The sequence below is a fragment of the Rhodococcus sp. NPDC060086 genome (genome assembly GCF_042730275.1).
In the GTDB taxonomy this organism is placed as follows: Bacteria; Actinomycetota; Actinomycetes; order Mycobacteriales; family Mycobacteriaceae; genus Rhodococcus.
This window is the reverse complement of sequence record NZ_JBHWWZ010000023.1, coordinates 49,921-67,107: the sequence shown is the minus strand read 5'-3', so window position 1 is coordinate 67,107 and position 17,187 is coordinate 49,921. Positions and strand designations below refer to the sequence as shown.

At 65.1% G+C, this 17,187-nt stretch carries 16 protein-coding genes; 5 read left to right on the top strand and 11 right to left on the bottom strand.

All coding sequences use genetic code 11. The features are described from left to right. Positions 1–9: 9 nt before the first annotated feature. Together ACFWB0_RS14905 and ACFWB0_RS14900 are read right to left on the bottom strand one after the other, a co-directional pair. Positions 10–849, bottom strand: a complete 840-nt coding sequence (locus ACFWB0_RS14905; RefSeq protein ID WP_378491225.1) for an SDR family oxidoreductase — start codon at positions 847–849, stop codon at positions 10–12. Between the two features lie 51 nt (positions 850–900). Then, complete coding sequence (locus tag ACFWB0_RS14900) at positions 901–1,626, bottom strand: MerR family transcriptional regulator (protein ID WP_378491224.1); 726 nt, start codon at positions 1,624–1,626, stop codon at positions 901–903. A gap of 42 nt (positions 1,627–1,668) precedes the next feature. Here ACFWB0_RS14900 and ACFWB0_RS14895 point away from each other — a divergent pair, with 42 nt between their 5' ends. After that, positions 1,669–2,142 carry a DUF6194 family protein gene (locus tag ACFWB0_RS14895; RefSeq protein WP_378491223.1) on the top strand — a complete coding sequence of 158 codons (474 nt, stop codon included), beginning with the start codon at positions 1,669–1,671 and terminating at the stop codon, positions 2,140–2,142. 52 nt (positions 2,143–2,194) lie between these two features. On the opposite strand, the gene ACFWB0_RS14890 is transcribed toward ACFWB0_RS14895, so the two are convergent. After that, positions 2,195–3,523, bottom strand: a complete 1,329-nt coding sequence (locus ACFWB0_RS14890; protein ID WP_378491222.1) for a wax ester/triacylglycerol synthase domain-containing protein — start codon at positions 3,521–3,523, stop codon at positions 2,195–2,197. Positions 3,524–3,602: 79 nt separating this feature from the next. Between ACFWB0_RS14890 and ACFWB0_RS14885 the strand changes: the two genes are divergently transcribed. Then, on the top strand, positions 3,603–5,609 hold the full coding sequence (locus ACFWB0_RS14885; RefSeq protein WP_378491221.1) for a prolyl oligopeptidase family protein: 2,007 nt from the start codon (positions 3,603–3,605) through the stop codon (positions 5,607–5,609). A 56-nt stretch (positions 5,610–5,665) separates the two neighbouring features. Here ACFWB0_RS14885 and ACFWB0_RS14880 read toward each other — a convergent pair whose 3' ends face one another. Both ACFWB0_RS14880 and ACFWB0_RS14875 read right to left on the bottom strand, forming a co-directional pair. After that, positions 5,666–6,523, bottom strand: coding sequence for an alpha/beta fold hydrolase (locus tag ACFWB0_RS14880; protein WP_378491220.1), 858 nt, complete (start codon positions 6,521–6,523; stop codon positions 5,666–5,668). Positions 6,524–6,527: 4 nt separating this feature from the next. Beyond that, positions 6,528–7,613: a patatin-like phospholipase family protein gene (locus tag ACFWB0_RS14875; RefSeq protein WP_378491219.1), complete on the bottom strand. Its 1,086-nt coding sequence runs from the start codon at positions 7,611–7,613 to the stop codon at positions 6,528–6,530. Positions 7,614–7,726: 113 nt separating this feature from the next. Here ACFWB0_RS14875 and ACFWB0_RS14870 point away from each other — a divergent pair, with 113 nt between their 5' ends. From ACFWB0_RS14870 to ACFWB0_RS14860, 3 genes are all read left to right on the top strand, one after another. Next, a complete protein-coding gene (locus ACFWB0_RS14870; RefSeq protein WP_378491218.1) occupies positions 7,727–8,116 on the top strand; it encodes a phage holin family protein in 390 nt (129 codons plus the stop codon). A 140-nt stretch (positions 8,117–8,256) separates the two neighbouring features. Then, complete coding sequence (locus tag ACFWB0_RS14865; protein WP_378491217.1) at positions 8,257–8,577, top strand: hypothetical protein; 321 nt, start codon at positions 8,257–8,259, stop codon at positions 8,575–8,577. A gap of 45 nt (positions 8,578–8,622) precedes the next feature. Continuing rightward, positions 8,623–8,823 carry a PspC domain-containing protein gene (locus ACFWB0_RS14860; RefSeq protein WP_378491216.1) on the top strand — a complete coding sequence of 67 codons (201 nt, stop codon included), beginning with the start codon at positions 8,623–8,625 and terminating at the stop codon, positions 8,821–8,823. A gap of 517 nt (positions 8,824–9,340) precedes the next feature. Here the strand turns inward: ACFWB0_RS14860 and ACFWB0_RS14855 are convergent. From ACFWB0_RS14855 to htpG, 6 genes are all read right to left on the bottom strand, one after another. Beyond that, the gene (locus ACFWB0_RS14855; protein ID WP_378491246.1) at positions 9,341–10,288 is read right to left on the bottom strand and encodes an alpha/beta hydrolase; all 948 of its coding nucleotides are present in this window, start codon (positions 10,286–10,288) and stop codon (positions 9,341–9,343) included. 383 nt (positions 10,289–10,671) lie between these two features. Continuing rightward, entirely contained in the window at positions 10,672–11,685 is a 1,014-nt protein-coding gene (locus ACFWB0_RS14850; protein ID WP_378491245.1) for an alpha/beta hydrolase, read from the bottom strand. A 248-nt stretch (positions 11,686–11,933) separates the two neighbouring features. Further along, positions 11,934–13,559 (bottom strand): chaperonin GroEL, encoded by a 1,626-nt coding sequence (groL, locus tag ACFWB0_RS14845; protein WP_378491215.1) that lies wholly within the window; start codon positions 13,557–13,559, stop codon positions 11,934–11,936. A 256-nt stretch (positions 13,560–13,815) separates the two neighbouring features. Next, positions 13,816–14,343, bottom strand: coding sequence for a DUF6764 family protein (locus tag ACFWB0_RS14840; RefSeq protein WP_378491214.1), 528 nt, complete (start codon positions 14,341–14,343; stop codon positions 13,816–13,818). Between the two features lie 85 nt (positions 14,344–14,428). Further along, complete coding sequence (locus tag ACFWB0_RS14835) at positions 14,429–15,205, bottom strand: HAD-IIA family hydrolase (protein WP_378491213.1); 777 nt, start codon at positions 15,203–15,205, stop codon at positions 14,429–14,431. Between the two features lie 48 nt (positions 15,206–15,253). Continuing rightward, a complete protein-coding gene (gene htpG / locus ACFWB0_RS14830) occupies positions 15,254–17,179 on the bottom strand; it encodes a molecular chaperone HtpG (RefSeq protein WP_378491212.1) in 1,926 nt (641 codons plus the stop codon). Positions 17,180–17,187: the final 8 nt, after the last annotated feature.

Genomic DNA, 17,187 nt, shown 5'->3' with positions numbered 1-17,187 from the left:
GCCATTGTGTCAGGGACGGAACCGGAACATCTGGAGAAGGTACCGGGGCACTCCACTGAGCGGAACGGCAACAGGCCAGTCGCCCGAGCGGAAGTACGCCTCTGTCCCGCCGTCCACCGTCACGATACTTCCCACCATGAAATCCGCTGCGCGGGACAGCATGAATTCGACCCACTCGGCGATCTGCTCGGCGTCACCGAAACCACCGATCGGCACCGGGAAGCCCTCGACCCGCTTCGCTTGCGGACCGGCCAGCTGCGTTTCCAGCAATGGCGTCGAAATTGCACCCGGTGCAATGATGTTGAGGCGAATCCCGGAACCGGCCCAGTCGTCGGTGACCGCATTACGACGAGCCCACCGGGTGACCGCAATCTTCGTCGCCGCGTACGTGAACGGGGCTGCCGCAGCGGAGATGCGTCCTGCACGCTTGACGCCTTTGTCGAGGTCTCCGGCGAGGAAAGCCTTCACCGCCGAGTTCGGCACACCGGGTGTCGCCGTCGTCGAGTTCGATCCGAACACCACCACTTTGCTGTTGCCGGTCGCAGCGAGGGCCGGTCGCCAGCCGACGAGCAGGTCTATCACGCCCCGCACGTTGACCTCGGCGATCACTTTTTCCTTCCCCGCGATCGGGCCCAGCCCTGCCGCGAGGACGGCGCCGTCGAGGCGTCCGTCGGCAAGGTCGAGCGTCTGCCGGATCGCGGCCGACCGCCCCTGGGTCGTCGACAGATCCGCGACGACGTCGGCATCCCTCAGGTCGATCCCGATCACCGTGTGCCCCGCCGCGCGCAGTCGCTCGGCACTGGCCTTGCCCATCCCGGATGCCGCGCCCGTCACTACATACGTACCCATGTGTCCCCCTTCACGTCGTGCCGACCAGTAGAACATGTGGCCCCGGCCGTCTCATCGAGGGGCGATGATCTCGGCAAGGACGGCCCCGGCACGCAGCAGCGACAGTGTTCGCGCGGCGATGTCGTCGATCCTCGAGTCCAGCGCCCTCAGCGACACGTCGATGTCCTGGAGGTCGCGAAGATCGGTGAGGGCTCTGCGGACGTCGGGTATGCGGTAGCCGGCGGCGCGCAACGTCGCGACGATGCGAGCCTCGCGGATCGCGGCGAGCGGGTAGCGGCGGGCGGATCCCGCGTTCGTGGCCACCCTCTGCGGCGTCACGAGACGCTCTTTCTCCCAGAAGCGCAGTGCCGAGGCACGAACACCGAGGGCGCCGGCGAGTTCGGTGATCGTCATGGTGTCGCTCTCGGCGGGCTCGACGTCGATCTCCGACTCCGCACGGATGAGGAGAAGAGCCCGCCTTGCTTCAAGTGCGTGATCGCGCTCGCGAGCGAGTTCGACGTGGAGCAATGCCACCGGGACAGGCGCATCGGCCGGCGGGAGGACACGAATCTCACGCATCACTCTCCGCGCCTCCACCGGACCGACGGCCACCGCTAGGTCGCGGTAGGCATGCAGGTCGCGGATGTGCCGCGCGGAGAACACGCGGTATCCATTGTGTTTTCTGGGTGCAGCGTCGATGACGCCGTGTGCTTCGAGGTCTCGGATCTGCTGTACCGAATAGCCCGTGGCCGCAGCGACAGCGCGCGTGCTCAGCTCGACCGCATCGCCGCGCACCATTGCCGAAACCCTCCATAAGCACTTCAACTACACACTTGAACCATGAGTATGAAGCAGATTCTCGAGATGGTGCGCGGCTTCGAGGGCGTCGTCGAACTCGCTCCCGAAGCAGGCAGCGAGTTTCCGGAAGTCGCGTGGGGCGATCACTTCTTCTACTTCTCCCCCGACGGACGGGTCCCCCAGCGCGAGCAGCCCTTCGCGACGATCGTGACGAAGAACTATCCCGGCGACACCGAGTCCGAGCTGGACCCACCCGACCGGTGGAGACTGAACATCCACGTCGGCCGTGCGAAGTTCACCGAACTCACCGGCGAAGACCCACGGGCAACGGAGTCCGCGGTGGACTTCAGCGCCGCCGACACCGCCCTTCCCCATCCGGTCTATCGAGCTCAGGGATGGATTGCGATCGTCAATCCCGGCGCCCGGACGACGGCCATCGCCGCCGACCTCCTCCGCCATGCCCACGAGGACGCGCGACGCCGGAAGACATCACACAACCGCGACCCACACGAATAGGCACACCGCGCCGGCGGGATGCGTGTGCCTTCCGAGCGCGCGTATGTCGCGGTCACCCGCCGAGCGCGACCCGGACCTCGCCGATCGCGTCCCGCAGCATCGACTCGTACTCGTCGACGTCGGGCACCGCACGGGGGCTCGAGTTGATACCGATCGTGACGGTGTCGCCGAGGCCGTACACGCCGTGAGTCAGTGCCATCACCGGTGACAACCCCGGGAATCCCGCGCTGAATACGACCGGGGCACCCGCGAGTTCGAGGTCGGCGCGGCCGCGGTTCACGCTCGATACCACCGTGTTCCCTGTGACGGTCTCGGGAACCTCGCCCAATGAGTACCGATCGACCCCGAACTTCAGCAGCGGCGCCGGAACGAACTCGTTCGCCGAATCACGTTGTGCCAACAGCGGGCTCGCCAGTCGTGCGCGACGATCAGCGATGTCGTCAGCGATCAGCGCGGCCCGCGCGGACAGATCCGGTTCGGTCACGAACAGGTCGACACCGGCATTGCGGTAGTTGTTGTTCGACTCCCCTATCGCGTCGACCGCGATGGTGACCTCGGCGCCGAGCCGATCCGGCACCGTCTCACCGCGCAACTCCAGGAAGCGGGGCAGGGCGACGGAGATCGCAGTCAGCGCCGACACGGTGACGGTGACGCCGGCTCCGCGGAAGTCCTCGGCTGGGCACACGACCGTGCGTACGGCTCGCTCGAACCCCGGGTCGGTATTGACACCGACGAGGAGGCGCCCTGCAGCAGGCGGGGGAATCTCACCGGCGGTCGTTGCATCGGCCAGGGCCCGATCCGCGGCTGCGGCTCTGCGACCGGCCGCAACGAGTCGCGCGAACTGGACCGGGAACCGGAGCGACCGTGCCAGCATCGCAGGCATCGAGACGACGTCCGGAGCCGATGAGCGCGGTGGCTCCTCGGTGCCGAACAATGCGCGCACCAATTCCGTCGCCCGAGCACCGTCGGCGAAAGCGTGCGACACCTGGAACACCACAACAACCCCGGGCCCCTCACAGCGAGGAGCGTCGCGAACACCCGCGAAGACGTGCACCCGCCACGGGCTCGTCCGGGCATCGATCGACGTGGCCACCAGCGACCCCACGCGTTCCTGAAACTCGGCCCACGTGTGGTCGGTCAGGACGTGCTCGACCACCAGGTCGTCGCCGTACTCCCTCGGTTCCCAATACGGGTAGTCGAGGTTCTTCGGAACGTCACGGATCCTGCACCGGAGCTCCCCCACCCGCGCGACACGTCGCCGAACCGCGACACGCACCGCATCGGCGTCGGCATCGCCCGCGAAGCAGTACAGCAGAAACTGATCACTGCGAATCCGCTCCGCGAGCCAGTACATCTGTGCGTCGGAGGGGGTGAGTTGCACGGTCGTGAGCGTACCGTCGACACCTCCCCGGACCTCGCCGTCGGCCCCCATCCGCTCCGATCCAGGTAGAAATAGGGTCATGAGCGACACCACCGACCCCCACCTCTGGCTCGAGGACGTCACCGGCGAGAAGCAACTCGACTGGGTGCGATCACGCAACGACCGCACCGTCGACAGCTACACCCGCACCGACGACTTCACGACGTTGGAATCGCGGATCCGAGAAATCCTCGACACCGACGCACGTATCCCCTACGCCCGACGCCGCGGCCGGTACCTGTACAACTATTGGCGCGACGCGGAGCACGTACGTGGCCTGTGGCGACGCACCACCCTCGACCAGTACGTCCTCGACGACCCCGAGTGGGATGTCCTCGTCGATCTCGACGCCGTGGCTGCGGAAGAGGGGGAGAACTGGGTGTGGTCGGGCGCTCAGGTCCTGCGACCCGACCAGAATCGCGCGCTGATCAGCCTGTCGCGTGGCGGCGCTGATGCGACCGTCATCCGCGAATTCGACTTGCTGACAAGACAGTTCGTGTCGGGCGCGGACAGTTTCGAACTCCCCGAAGCGAAAACCGACATCAGCTGGATCGACGTCGACTCCGTCTTCGTCGGCACCGACTTCGGAGACGGTTCCCTGACCGATTCGGGCTATCCGAGGATCGCGAAACGCTGGCGTCGCGGAACTCCGATCGAAGACGCCGAGACGGTGTTCGAGGGCGAGACCACCGATGTCGCCGTCGGCGCAGGCCACGACAACACCCCCGGCTACGAGCGCAGCTTCGTCGACCGCGCCATCGATTTCTACGCCGCGTACCAGTACGAACTGAAGCCCGACGGCACCCTGATCAAGCTCGACGTCCCCGACGACGCGCGGGTCAGCGTGTATCGCGACCACATGCTCGTGCGTCCCCGTTCGGAGTGGCTCGGACATCCCGCAGGCTCCCTGCTCGCGACCGACTACCCCTCGTTCCTCGAGGGCTCGCGCGACATGACCGTGCTGTTCACTCCCGACGAGCACACGTCGCTCGAGCAGTACACCTGGACGCAGAACCATCTGCTGATGGTCACCTTGCGCGACGTCCAGACCCGCATGCGCGTCCTCACCCCGGGCCCCGACGGATGGACCGACGAGGAACTCGACGGGCTCCCGGATGCGACGTCGACGTCGATCATCGACGTCGACCCTCGCGAGGGCGACGACTTCTTCCTCAACTCCAGCGGATTCACGACCCCTGCGACCCTGTTGTCGGGCACGGTGGGGCAACCGCTCGAGTCGATCAAGCAGGCCCCCTCGTTCTTCGACTCCGGCGACATCACCGTCACACAGCATTTCGCGACCTCCGACGACGGCACGCAGGTCCCCTACTTCGTCGTCGGCAGCAACACCGGCACGGCGGCGCCGACCTTGCTGTACGGGTACGGCGGATTCGAGAACTCGATGGTCCCGGCATACAGCGGCGGTGTGGGCCGGGCGTGGCTCGAACGCGGAAACACCTACGTGATCGCGAACATTCGCGGTGGCGGCGAGTACGGCCCCACCTGGCATACGCAGGCACTGAAGGGGAACCGCCACAAAGTGTTCGAGGATTTCGCCGCGGTCGCGAAGGACCTGGTCGCGCGGGGAATCACGACGACGGAACAACTGGGGATCCAGGGCGGAAGCAACGGCGGCCTGCTGATGGGTGTGATGCTCACCCGCTATCCGCAGCTGTTCGGCGCCATCGTGTGTCAGGTCCCGCTGCTCGACATGAAGCGCTATCACCTGCTGCTCGCAGGCGCGTCGTGGATGGCGGAATACGGCGACCCCGACAACCCCGACGAGTGGACGTTCCTGTCCGAGTATTCGCCGTATCAGAACACCGATCCCGATGCGACGTACCCGCCGATCCTGATCACGACGTCCACCCGTGACGACCGCGTGCATCCCGGGCATGCCCGCAAGATGGTGGCGCTCCTCGAGGAGCAGGGTCACGAGGTCTGGTACTACGAGAACATCGAGGGCGGGCACGGCGGCGCCGCCGACAACGCGCAGGCGGCGTTCAAATCAGCGCTGACCTTCACGTTCCTGGCCGAGAAGCTGTAACGAACAGTGTGGATCCGAGCCCGGTTGCTCGGATCCACACTATGGATCTCAGTGCCTCACCGGTCACGTAGCCAGACCACGATGCGCTCGACCGTGTCGTCGTTGTCGCGGATCCAGCCGTTGTGACCGAGCGGCCGATCGAGGTGCCAGGTGGTGACCTCGGCTGCGGGCAGCTTGTCCACGAGGTGCCGGGCCGAGGCCACCGGCGTCATGTCGTCGCCCTCGATCGTGATCGACAGGACCGGAAGATTCAATCGGGCCAGGTGTTCCTCGTAGTCGATGTCGGCGGCGGACGGCGCGAACCGGCCGCTTCGCGCGAGCCGCGCCCAGTCGGAGATCAGGGGACGCGACTGCCGTCCGAAGCCCGCGACACCGATCCGGTCACCGGGCCAGAATCCGGCCACGCTCGCCGTGAGCGACATCGCCGTGGAACCGAACAGCAGACCGGGGCCGTGTGCGCCGGGGAAGTGTCGGTAGTACGGGGTGCCCGAGGCGACGAGCACGAGCCCACCGAGTCGACCGTGAATGCGGGACGCGTACAGCGCGCCGAGCTGACCGCCCATCGAATGCCCGAGCAGGAACGGGGTGGAGTCGGGGAATCGTTCGCGTACCACCTCGAACATCGCCGGGAAGTGCACGGCGACGATCTCCTGGTAGCCGTATCGGCTGTCGGGTCCGGGCCGCGGTCGACTGTCGCCCTGACCGGCGAGTTCGCAGATCGCGGCGTCGAATCCGTGGTCGGTGAGGGCCCGCGCGAATGGTTCGTAGTAGCCGGCGGGGATTCCGAGTCCCGGAACGATCACCACGACGGCCCGCGACGAGTCGAGTCGATTCTCGTGGTCGTGATCCGGCCCGGGGAACAAGCGGACCGACGTCGTCGTGCCGTCGGGAAGTTGGATCGGTACGGTCTCCACCGACTCAGACTAGGCCCGAATCGTCTTCCTGGTCGGCAGAGCGGGGTGCGTTGATTCCGAGTCCTGCGGCGTCGAGCGCAGCCTCGGTGAGCGATCGGCCCAGCGCGATCATCTCCGTGGCCTTGTGGAAGTCGAGGCTGCGGCACGCGGTGCGCGGAACCTCGACCAGGACATCCGGCGGATACGCGGCGAGCTGATGACGGGCAAGAGCGGACTGCATGATGTCGAGCGAGCGGTTCATCACCGCGACGCGGCTGAATTTCGGGGCCGCGACCGCCTCCGGACCGATCGGCATGTCGTCGGCGACGCCCTGGGTATCGGTGTCCGTGGTTTCGGTGTCCGTCGTGTCAGTGTCCGTGGTGTCGGTGTCCTGGTCGAGTCTCTCGTCGGGTGCGGCCGCCCCGAACCTGCCGACAACCGAGCGGACAATATCGCTGTCGAGCAACTGGGTCGCGGATCTGCGGAAACGCCCCACCCACTCCTCCGCAGGCCGCGGTTCGGCGCTGACATTCTCGGGCGACTGCGTCCGACCTCGCTCTTCGGCACCGAGACTGATCCCGATCGTCAGATCGGACGACACCCCGACCGTCGGGGCCACCGGCAGCGGGGTCAACGTCCCGCCATCCGTGAGCACGCGGCCGTTGAGGACATAGGGCGTGATGACGCCGGGGATCGCAATCGACGCGCGGATCGCCACGTCGACCGGTCCCCGCTGAAACCACACCGAACGTCCGGCTGCCAGATCGGTCGCGACAGCTGTGAACGGCATCGGGAGATCCTCGATGACGACATCACCGATGAGATCACGGACCTTGTTGAGAACCTTCTCCGCATGGATGACGCCCGGCGAAGTGACCGACACATCCAGCAGGCGGACGACGTCGAGCTGGGTCAGACTCTCCGCCCAGCGGGTGTACTCGTCGAGCTTGCCTGCAGCGTAGACCCCGCCGACGAGCGCGCCCATCGACGAGCCTGCGATACCGACGATCTCGAACCCGCGCTCTTCGAGCACCTGGATCGCGCCGATGTGGGCGTAACCGCGGGCTCCTCCACTACCGAGGGCAAGGGCAACACGCATCCGATCGGCCATGTCTCCGATGGTGCCATGACTCCCGGCGGTGCCATGTTCGAAGCCGTCCCCACGCACTCGATTCCACACCGCAATTCCCGGTGATCCGAAGCTCACCGGGATACGCTCTCACCATGATCCGGCTCCTTGCCAGCACGGTTGTCGCGCTGATCGCCAATGCGATTGCTCTGATCGTCGGCGCCTGGGTTCTTCCCGGCATGACACTCAGTTCGTTCGCGTTCGTCATCGCCGTCGTGATCTTCACCGTCGCGACAATTCTCCTCGATCCCCTGATCCGTCAGGTTGCGATGACCAAGACGCCGGTGCTCATCGGGAGCAGCGCGCTGATCTCGACGCTGCTCGCGCTCATCGTCACGGCGATCGTGAGCGACGGCCTGCGGATAGAGGGCATCACGACCTGGATTCTCGCGACCGTCATCGTGTGGGCCGTGGCACTGATTGCACGGCTACTGCTGCCCTTCATCGTCTTCAAGAAGACGCTCGCCAAGCGCGCCGAACGCTGACACTTCCGACCGAAGACCGGTAACCCTGATCGAAAGTTCAGGGTACAGACGGGGGCTGTCCCCGATGTGCCTGAGGGACTCTGTGGCGCACGATCGATACATCGAGCCAACGAGCCCCACATACACTTCGGGAGAAGCCAATGCGCAAGACCATCATGACTGCACTGCTCGCAGGCGCTGCCGCTCTGACCATCGGAACCGGCTTCGCCGCAGCGGATTCCGCGCCGAGCGTCGTCGGGATGGAAGAGCATGCTGCCACCGCGAAGCTCACCGCACAGGGCACGCCCTATTCGATCACCAACCGTGCGGGAAGCGTGTCCGGCACCTGCACGGTGACCGAGCAGCGCGACCGCGGCTACCGGACCGAGACCGAATCGACGTACAACTCCAGCACCGACAGCTGGGATCGCAAGGAAACGAAGATCTGGCGCGGTATCGGCCTGACGGTCGTCTGCCGCTGACACCCACCCGACCGTATACCCATTCGACAGGAAGACGATGCCATCATGACCTTCGACAGCAACACATCCCGCTCCTTCACTCGCTCGACCTCTCAGCGCATGCTCGGCGGCGTGTGCGGCGGTATCGCCGAATACTTCTCCGTCGACATCAATCTCGTCCGGGCCGGCGCGGTTCTCGCAGCATTCGTCACGGGCGGCACGGCAGTTCTGCTGTACCTCGCACTCTGGATGCTGATCCCGGAATGACCACCACGAAGGCTGTGGATCCCGAATCCCCGAGATCCACAGCCTTCGTGATATATCCGCGCTACAGCGAACCTGTCAGCAGCAGAGGAGCAATCGCGAGAATTAGCTGGACGAAAGAGCTGATGGCTTCGAAGCCTGCCGAGATGCTACCCATTGTTCCTCCTGTGTCGGATCGATCAGGCCGGGGAACTCACCCCTGGCCGGGACATGCGAGTAAATCAGCTGAGGAACGTCGCCATCTGGCCGAGTATGTTGAAGATGAACTCGATGACTTCGGTAATTGTTGTGCTACCCATTCTTCCTCCTGCAGTCGGATGAGCGAAGACACTGCGACACAACCACTTACAGTGACGGTGTGCCGCACTTCACATTACGGCGAGATAACTGCACCGTCAAGATGTTGCGCGAAACTACTTTTCGGGCTTCGAAGTATGAAATACACTATCGCACATACAATTTCGACATGCGCCATCACAATGAAACCTTCCCGGCCGGGCACAGCCGGTCCGTCGAGGAATCAGGCCCCGACAGCGTTCGCGATCATCGGCCAGGACGCATGCAGATCGTCCTGCCAATAACCCCATGAATGCGTTCCGTGTGAACGGAATTCGAAAGTGGCCGGGATGTCGAGGCTGTCGAGGCGAGCAGCCAGCCGGTGCGTACAGTCGTTCACTGCAGCCTCGATGATGCCGCCCATCACGATCTGATTCACAAGAAGCCCCGGATCGCCCCCGACCGACTGCGCACCCAGATGCTCGTGCGGCCCGGGCAGCCCTGTAGCCGACGAGACGTACAGATCGATGCCCCGCAACTTCTCCGCATTGACGTACGGGTCGTTGGTGGCCCAACCCGGCCCGTCGAGCGGACCCCACATGTTCTCGACGTCCGCGTCGCCACGACTCTCGACAACCGTGCGAACGTAGAGCTGTCCGAGCTCCGTACTCGTCTCGGCACACCCACTGTATGCGCCGACCGCCTCATACAGCTCCGGTTCTGCAATCGCGAGACTCAACACCGATGTACCCGACATCGACAGACCCGCTATCGCATTCACACCCGAGGTACCGAAGGCCGCGTCGACGATCGGCGGCAACTCCTCGGTGAGGAACGTCGTCCACTTGTTGCGGCCGAGCACCGGATCGTCGCGTATCCAGTCGGTGTAATAGGTGAAGGATCCGTCCAAGGGCGTGACGACGTTGACGTTCTTGTCGGCGAAGAACTCATCGATATCCGTCCGGGCATCCCACGTTGCCTGCCCCTCACCACCGCCCGCCCCGTTCAACAGATACAGCGTAGGTCTCGGAACGCTCACATCCGCCGGCGTGCGCACCCTCAGCGGGACGACGCGATCCATGGCCGCCGAATAGACATGTGCGACGACGGTGCGATCACCCTCGAACTCGATGTGAGACAGGATCGAAACAGGCTGCGCTGCAACTTCATTTGCCAAAAGAGCCGGGGGTATACACGTGAGCGCAACCACGGACAACGCAGCACAAGCCCGCCGAAACGAGACCACCCGACCGCCTCCCAAATCCTTGGAACCGGTCGGGCGAGCCTGGATTACGGAGTCTCGCCCGACCGGGGTGAAACCATTTCTACACCACGAAGACCCCCAATGATCACGAAACGGTCAAAGTTGCGGAACTCGAGTTGCAGACACCGACAGCACACGGGCCGGCCCCCCTGACGGAGCCGGCCCGAAGATCATGCCGTCCTACAAACCCGATGGCTACCACCACCGTCACAACCCGATGGCTACCACCACCGTCACAACCCGATGGCTGCCGCCACCGTCACAACCCGATGGCTGCCGCCACCGTCACAACCCGATGGCTGCCGCCACCGTCACAACCCGATGGCTGCCGCCATCATGGGCCACGACTTGTGCAGATCGTCCTCCCAGTAATCCCAGGAATGCGTACCGTTCCGCCATTCGAAGTGTGCGGGAATCTCCAACTCCTCGAGCCGCTCCGCGAGGCGGGCCGTGCAGTGATGCACGGCCGCTTCGATGGTCCCGCCGACAACGATCTGCCCCACGAGGCCGATCGGGTCGTAGTTGATCGACCTCGAACTCAACTGATCGTGCTCACCTGGAAGACCCGTCGCCGCCGACACATACAACTCGACCCCGCGGAGCTTCTCAGCGTTGAGGTACGGGTCGTTCTCGATCCACCCCGGCCCACCGACCGGACCCCACATGTTCTCGGGGTCGCCGCCCTTGACCCGCACCACAGCCTGGACGTATGCCTGCCCCACGGGAGTGCTCGTCTCGGCGCATCCGCTGTATGCACCGACAGCGCGGTACAACTCGGGTGCGGCAGTTGCCAGGCCGAGCACCGACGTGCCCGACATCGACAGGCCCGCGATGGCGTTGGCCCCCGTGGTCCCGAACTGCTCGTCGATGATGGACGGCACTTCCTCGGTGAGGAATGTCGTCCACTTGTTGCGGCCGAGCTCCGGGTCGTCCTGTTCCCAGTCGGTGTAGTAGCTGTAGCGTCCGCCCAGTGGAGTCACCACGTTGACGTTCTTGTCGGCGAAGAATTCGTCGACGTCGGTCTGCTCGTCCCACGTGGCAATACCCTGTCCGCCGCCGGATCCGTTGAGCAGATACAGGGTGGGCCGCGGCTCACTGGTGTCGGCAGGTGTCCGTACCCGGAGCGGCACGATGGCATCCATCGATGCCGAATACACGTGCGCGATCACCGTACGGTCGTTCTCGACCTCGATGTGCGACAGCTCCGAAGCCCGCTCTCCCACGGCCGGTGATCCGGGAACCGGGTCGGCCGATCCTCCGGCCGGTACACACACTGCTGCCACCAACCCGACCGTCACGACGCCACATGCACGCCGGAACCACATCGATCCCAAAACCCCACACCCTTCGAAAACCGTCTCGTCCCACGACGAGTCGCAACGACTCGTCCGGCGCTCCCCGACCAGCCCGGAATTACACCGTTGTTTTTACACGATCCCCACCGAAAGATCACGAAAGAGTCAAGATCTTGGTACACGGCACAACCTGTCGATGTGCAACGCAGCGAGACCCGACCCCACCGGAGTGGAATCGGGCCTCGCGTGCAGCTCTGGGTCGAGCAGTCAGGACCGGATCAGAAGTCCATGCCGCCCATGCCACCGGTCGGGTCGCCCATGGGAGCGGCGGCCTTCTCCGGCTTGTCGGCCACAACAGCCTCGGTGGTCAGGAACAGAGCCGCGATCGACGCAGCGTTCTGCAGTGCCGAGCGGGTGACCTTGACCGGGTCGTTGATGCCTGCAGCGAGGAGGTCCTCGTAGACACCGGTCGCGGCGTTGAGGCCGTGACCCGCATCGAGGTTGCGGACCTTCTCCGCGACGACGCCGGGCTCGAGGCCTGCGTTGAACGCGATCTGCTTGAGCGGCGCCTCGAGGGCAACCTTGACGATGTTGGCACCGGTGGCCTCGTCGCCCTCGAGCTTGAGGTCGTCGAGCACGGGTGCGGCCTGCAGCAGAGCCACGCCGCCACCGGCGACGATGCCCTCTTCGACGGCAGCCTTGGCGTTGCGCACGGCATCTTCGATGCGGTGCTTGCGCTCCTTGAGCTCGACCTCGGTCGCAGCGCCGGCCTTGATGACTGCAACGCCACCGGCCAGCTTGGCCAGGCGCTCCTGCAGCTTCTCGCGGTCGTAGTCGGAATCCGATGCCTCGATCTCGGCGCGAATCTGGTTGACGCGACCGGCGATGGCGTCGGGATCGCCCGCGCCCTCGACGATGGTGGTCTCATCCTTGGTGACGACGACCTTGCGAGCCTGGCCGAGAAGCTCGAGACCGGCGGTCTCGAGGGAGAGGCCGACCTCTTCGCTGACGACCTCGCCACCGGTGAGGATGGCGATGTCGGCGAGCTGGGCCTTGCGGCGGTCGCCGAAGCCCGGAGCCTTGACGGCGACGGACTTGAAGGTGCCGCGGATCTTGTTCAGGACGAGGGTGGACAGAGCCTCACCCTCGACGTCCTCGGCGATGATGACGAGCGGCTTGCCCGACTGGATGACCTTCTCCAGGAGCGGCAGCAAGTCCTTGACCGTCGAGATCTTGGAGCTGACGAGCAGGATGTACGCGTCTTCGAGGACGGCTTCCTGACGCTCGGCGTCCGTGGCGAAGTAGAGGGAGATGTAGCCCTTGTCGAAGCGCATGCCCTCGGTCAGCTCGAGCTGGAGGCCGAAGGTGTTGGACTCCTCGACGGTGATGACGCCTTCCTTGCCCACCTTGTCGATGGCCTCGGCGATCAGCTCACCGATCGCGGGATCGCCGGCGGAGATGCCTGCGGTCGCTGCGATCTGCTCCTTGGTCTCGACTTCCTTGGCGGTGTCGAGCAGCTTGGCGGTGACGGCCTCGACGGCCTTCTCGATGCCACGCTTGAGGCCGAGCGGGTTCGCGCCGGCAGCAACGTTGCGCAGACCCTCGCGCACGAGCGCCTGGGCGAGCACAGTAGCGGTCGTGGTGCCGTCGCCCGCGACGTCATCCGTCTTCTTGGCGACTTCCTTGACCAGCTCTGCGCCGATCTTCTCGTACGGGTCCTCGAGCTCGATCTCCTTGGCGATGGACACACCATCGTTGGTGATCGTGGGGGCGCCCCACTTCTTCTCGAGCACGACGTTGCGACCCTTGGGGCCCAACGTCACCTTGACAGCGTCGGCGAGGCTGTTCAGGCCCCGCTCGAGACCGCGACGGGCCTCTTCGTCGAACGCGATGATCTTGGCCATTGCGAAGTGATCCTCCGGATATCGGGGTGACACGCAGGACGACCAATGGTCGGTCGCCCCAAGTAACGCCTTCGGCCGGAATCAGTGCCCGCGACGGACGACCAGGGGTGTCGATAATTCCCGGTCTCACCGTCCCGACCTGGCACTCGTTTGTCGTGAGTGCCAACTGCATTTTTAGCACTCGAGGGTGGCGAGTGCAAGGTTACCTGCACTCACCACCCTCATCGCGGTGCAGATGGTTCCTGCACCACATCGATCAACGAGGCGTGGAGCCCACGCCCACGGCGCACCACTGCCCCGTGGCAGTGTTGAGAGCGAACGACTGAGCACCGACGCACGTCACACCGGTGGTGTCGGCCGTCGCTCCCGAACCCCAGCCGGCCACCGACAACGTGGTCGCCGGACCCTGCGCCCACGAATGGCTCAGACCGCCGCCGAGTGCGTACGCGTAGGAGCGTCCACCGTCACGGGCCGCACTGAGCGCGGTACCGAACCCGGTTGCCTGGGATTCGGCGGCACCCGCGGACTCGGCGACCGACACTGCAGTGCCACTGTCGGCTGCCGATGCCCGCGCAAAGCCCTCACCACTGGCCGTCGCACCACAGCTCGCCGTATCCGACACCAGGATCTGATTCTCGGACGGCGGCGACACACACGTCACGGGCGCGGCCGACGCCGTACCGGCACCCACCAAGGCAATCGATGCCGCGCTGACGGCAGCCGCCGCGAAGATCTGCGCAACACGACGACCGGAGAGGCCGGACCGGAGAGAACGAATGGACAAGAAGAGCTCCTCTGCGCTGGAAGAAGGAGGGAGAGAACCCTCGGGCGCAGGGTACCGGTCACACGTGTCGCAGGCGAGACCCACTTCACATCGTTCGGAGCAACTCCGGAAGATCGGCGACGGAGTCGATCACGTGGTCCGGCTTGTCGACGGCGAGCTCGAGCACGGACCGGCGAAACTTTCCGGTACGCACCAGAACTCCCGCCATCCCCAGCCGCTGTCCGGGCAGCACCTCGCCGTACAGATCGTCGCCGACCATCACCATGCGATCCGGCTCGACGCCCATGAGGTCCGCGGCCGCGAGGAAGCCCTGCATCGAGGGCTTACCCACCGCCACCACCATCTGACCGCTGAGCTCCTCGAGCCCCGGCAGATAGGCGCCCGTGTCGAGGCGCAGACCGTCGGGCCCCTGCCAGCTGGCCGCGCGGTGCATCGCGACGACCGGCACACCGTCGAGCATCAGCTCGGCAACGCGACTCAACGTCCGATGCGTGAACCCCTCCCCCGCACCGCCGAGTACCACCACGTCGGGGTCGGCGTCGTCGCGATCGATCCCGTCGAGATCGGCATCGACGTTGCCGTCGTTGAGCACCCAGCATCGGCGACCCGGATAGGTCTGCTTCAGATACTCCGCCGTGAGCGACGCGGCCGTGACGATCTCGTTCGCGTCGACGGGCATGCCGAGATCGCTGAGCGTTGCAGCGATCTCGGCACACGTCCGCGACGTCGTGTTCGTCAGGAAGGCCCGCGGCACTCCGCTCGCGCGGAGCTCCGCGAGGACGTCTGCGGCGCCGGGCACCGGCTCCCACGACGTCACGATCACGCCCTCGATGTCGAACAACACTCCAGCCACATCGCTCATACCCCCGAGCCTATCGCCCGGGGGGAAGCCGAATCGGACCGTGCCGATTCAGACGGTGCGAGCGAGCCGGTCTGCGAGCAGGTGCGTGAAGCGCGCGGGATCGTCGACCTCCCCGCCCTCGGCGATCAGGGCCATCCCGTACAGCAGCTCCGCGGTCTCGGCGAGCGCCGGATCATCCGTGCGGTCACCGTGTGCCGCGCGCAGCCCCGACACCAGCGGATGCCCGGGGTTCAGTTCGAGGATCCGCTTGGTCTGCGGCACCGGCTGACCCGACGCCTTGTACATGCGCTCGAGTGCAGGGGACATGCTGAACGTGTCGCCCACGACGCACGCCGGCGACGTCGTCAGACGCGACGACAGACGCACCTCCTTGACGTGCTCGTCGAGCGCATCCTTCATCCACGTCAGGAGATCACCGAACTCCTTCTCCTGCTCCTCTCGTCCGGCCTCGGCCGCCTTCTTCTCGTCCTCGGTGTCGAGGTCCACCTCGCCCTTCGCCACCGACCGGAAGGCCTTGCCTTCGAATTCGGGAACCGACGTCACCCACATCTCGTCGACCGCGTCGGTCAGCAGCAGGACCTCGATGCCCTTCGCCGTGAACGCCTCCATGTGCGGGGAACTTTCGAGCAGCTGCCGGGACTCGCCGGTGATGTAGTAGATCTCGTCCTGGCCGTCCTTCATGCGCTCGACATATCCGGCGAGGGTGGTCTGTTCGTCGGTGCTCGCCGTGGAATCGAACGACGAGACCGCGAGCAGAGTGTCGCGGTTGTCGGTGTCGGAGATCAGCCCTTCCTTGAGCACTCGGCCGAACTCGTTCCAGAAGGTCCGGTACTTGTCGGCGTCCTGGGATGCCATGTCCTTGACAGTGGACAGGACCTTCTTCGTGAGACGACGTCGGATGGCCCGGATCTGGCGGTCCTGCTGCAGGATCTCGCGGGAGACGTTCAGCGACAGGTCCTGCGCGTCGACGACGCCCTTGACGAAGCGCAGGTACTCGGGAATGAGGTCTTCGCAGTCGTCCATGATGAACACGCGTTTGACGTAGAGCTGGATACCCGTCTTGCGTTCGCGGGCGAACAGGTCGAACGGGGCGTGCGTCGGAATGAACAGCAGCGCCTGATATTCGAAGGTGCCCTCGGCCCGCATCGGGATGATCTCGAGCGGGTCGTCCCACGCGTGGGCGACGTGCTTGTAGAACTCGTGGTACTCGTCGTCCGACACCTCGTCGCGCGAGCGGGCCCACAGCGCCTTCTGCGAGTTGAGGGTCTTGGTCTCGAAGGTGACCTCGTCGGTGCCGTCTTCACCCTTGGTGGTCCGGGAGACCTCCATGCGGACGGGCCAGGCGATGAAGTCCGAGTACTTCTTGACGATCTCCTCGAGCTTCCACTGCGACGTGTAGTCGTAGAGGTGGTCGTCGGCGTCCTCGGGCTTGAGGTGAAGCGTCACCGAGGTTCCCTGCGGCGCGTCCTCGACGTCTTCGATCGTGTAGGTGGATTCACCGCTCGACTCCCACCGGGTTCCGGCATCCTGCCCCGGCTTGTGGGTGATGAGCGTGACCTTGTCTGCCACCATGAACGCCGAGTAGAAACCGATGCCGAACTGGCCGATCAGTTCCTCGGATGCCGCGGCGTCCTTTGCCTCGCGCAGCTTCTTGCGCATCTCAGCGGTGCCCGATCGGGCGAGGGTGCCGATCAGGTCGACGACCTCGTCGCGCGACATGCCGATGCCGTTGTCCCGGATGGTGAGGGTGCGGGCATCCTTGTCGACAACGAGCTCGATGTGCAGATCGGACGTGTCGACGTTCAGGTCCTTGTTCCGGAAAGACTCCAGGCGGAGTTTGTCCAGCGCGTCGGACGCATTGGAGATCAACTCCCGCAGGAAGGTGTCCTTGTTGGAGTAGATCGAGTGGATCATCAGATCCAGCAACTGGCGCGCCTCGGCCTGGAACTCGCGCTGTTCGACGTGTGTACTCAACTCACTGT

Coding starts and splice junctions, on each gene's coding strand:
- ACFWB0_RS14860 (WP_378491216.1), top strand. CDS start 8,623: ATGACCTTCGACAGCAACACATCCCGCTCCTTCACTCGCTCGACCTCT.
- ACFWB0_RS14900 (WP_378491224.1), bottom strand. CDS start 1,626: ATGGTGCGCGGCGATGCGGTCGAGCTGAGCACGCGCGCTGTCGCTGCG.
- ACFWB0_RS14875 (WP_378491219.1), bottom strand. CDS start 7,613: ATGGCCGATCGGATGCGTGTTGCCCTTGCCCTCGGTAGTGGAGGAGCC.
- ACFWB0_RS14885 (WP_378491221.1), top strand. CDS start 3,603: ATGAGCGACACCACCGACCCCCACCTCTGGCTCGAGGACGTCACCGGC.
- ACFWB0_RS14895 (WP_378491223.1), top strand. CDS start 1,669: ATGAGTATGAAGCAGATTCTCGAGATGGTGCGCGGCTTCGAGGGCGTC.
- ACFWB0_RS14905 (WP_378491225.1), bottom strand. CDS start 849: ATGGGTACGTATGTAGTGACGGGCGCGGCATCCGGGATGGGCAAGGCC.
- ACFWB0_RS14865 (WP_378491217.1), top strand. CDS start 8,257: ATGCGCAAGACCATCATGACTGCACTGCTCGCAGGCGCTGCCGCTCTG.
- groL (WP_378491215.1), bottom strand. CDS start 13,559: ATGGCCAAGATCATCGCGTTCGACGAAGAGGCCCGTCGCGGTCTCGAG.
- ACFWB0_RS14835 (WP_378491213.1), bottom strand. CDS start 15,205: ATGAGCGATGTGGCTGGAGTGTTGTTCGACATCGAGGGCGTGATCGTG.
- ACFWB0_RS14850 (WP_378491245.1), bottom strand. CDS start 11,685: ATGTGGTTCCGGCGTGCATGTGGCGTCGTGACGGTCGGGTTGGTGGCA.
- ACFWB0_RS14870 (WP_378491218.1), top strand. CDS start 7,727: ATGATCCGGCTCCTTGCCAGCACGGTTGTCGCGCTGATCGCCAATGCG.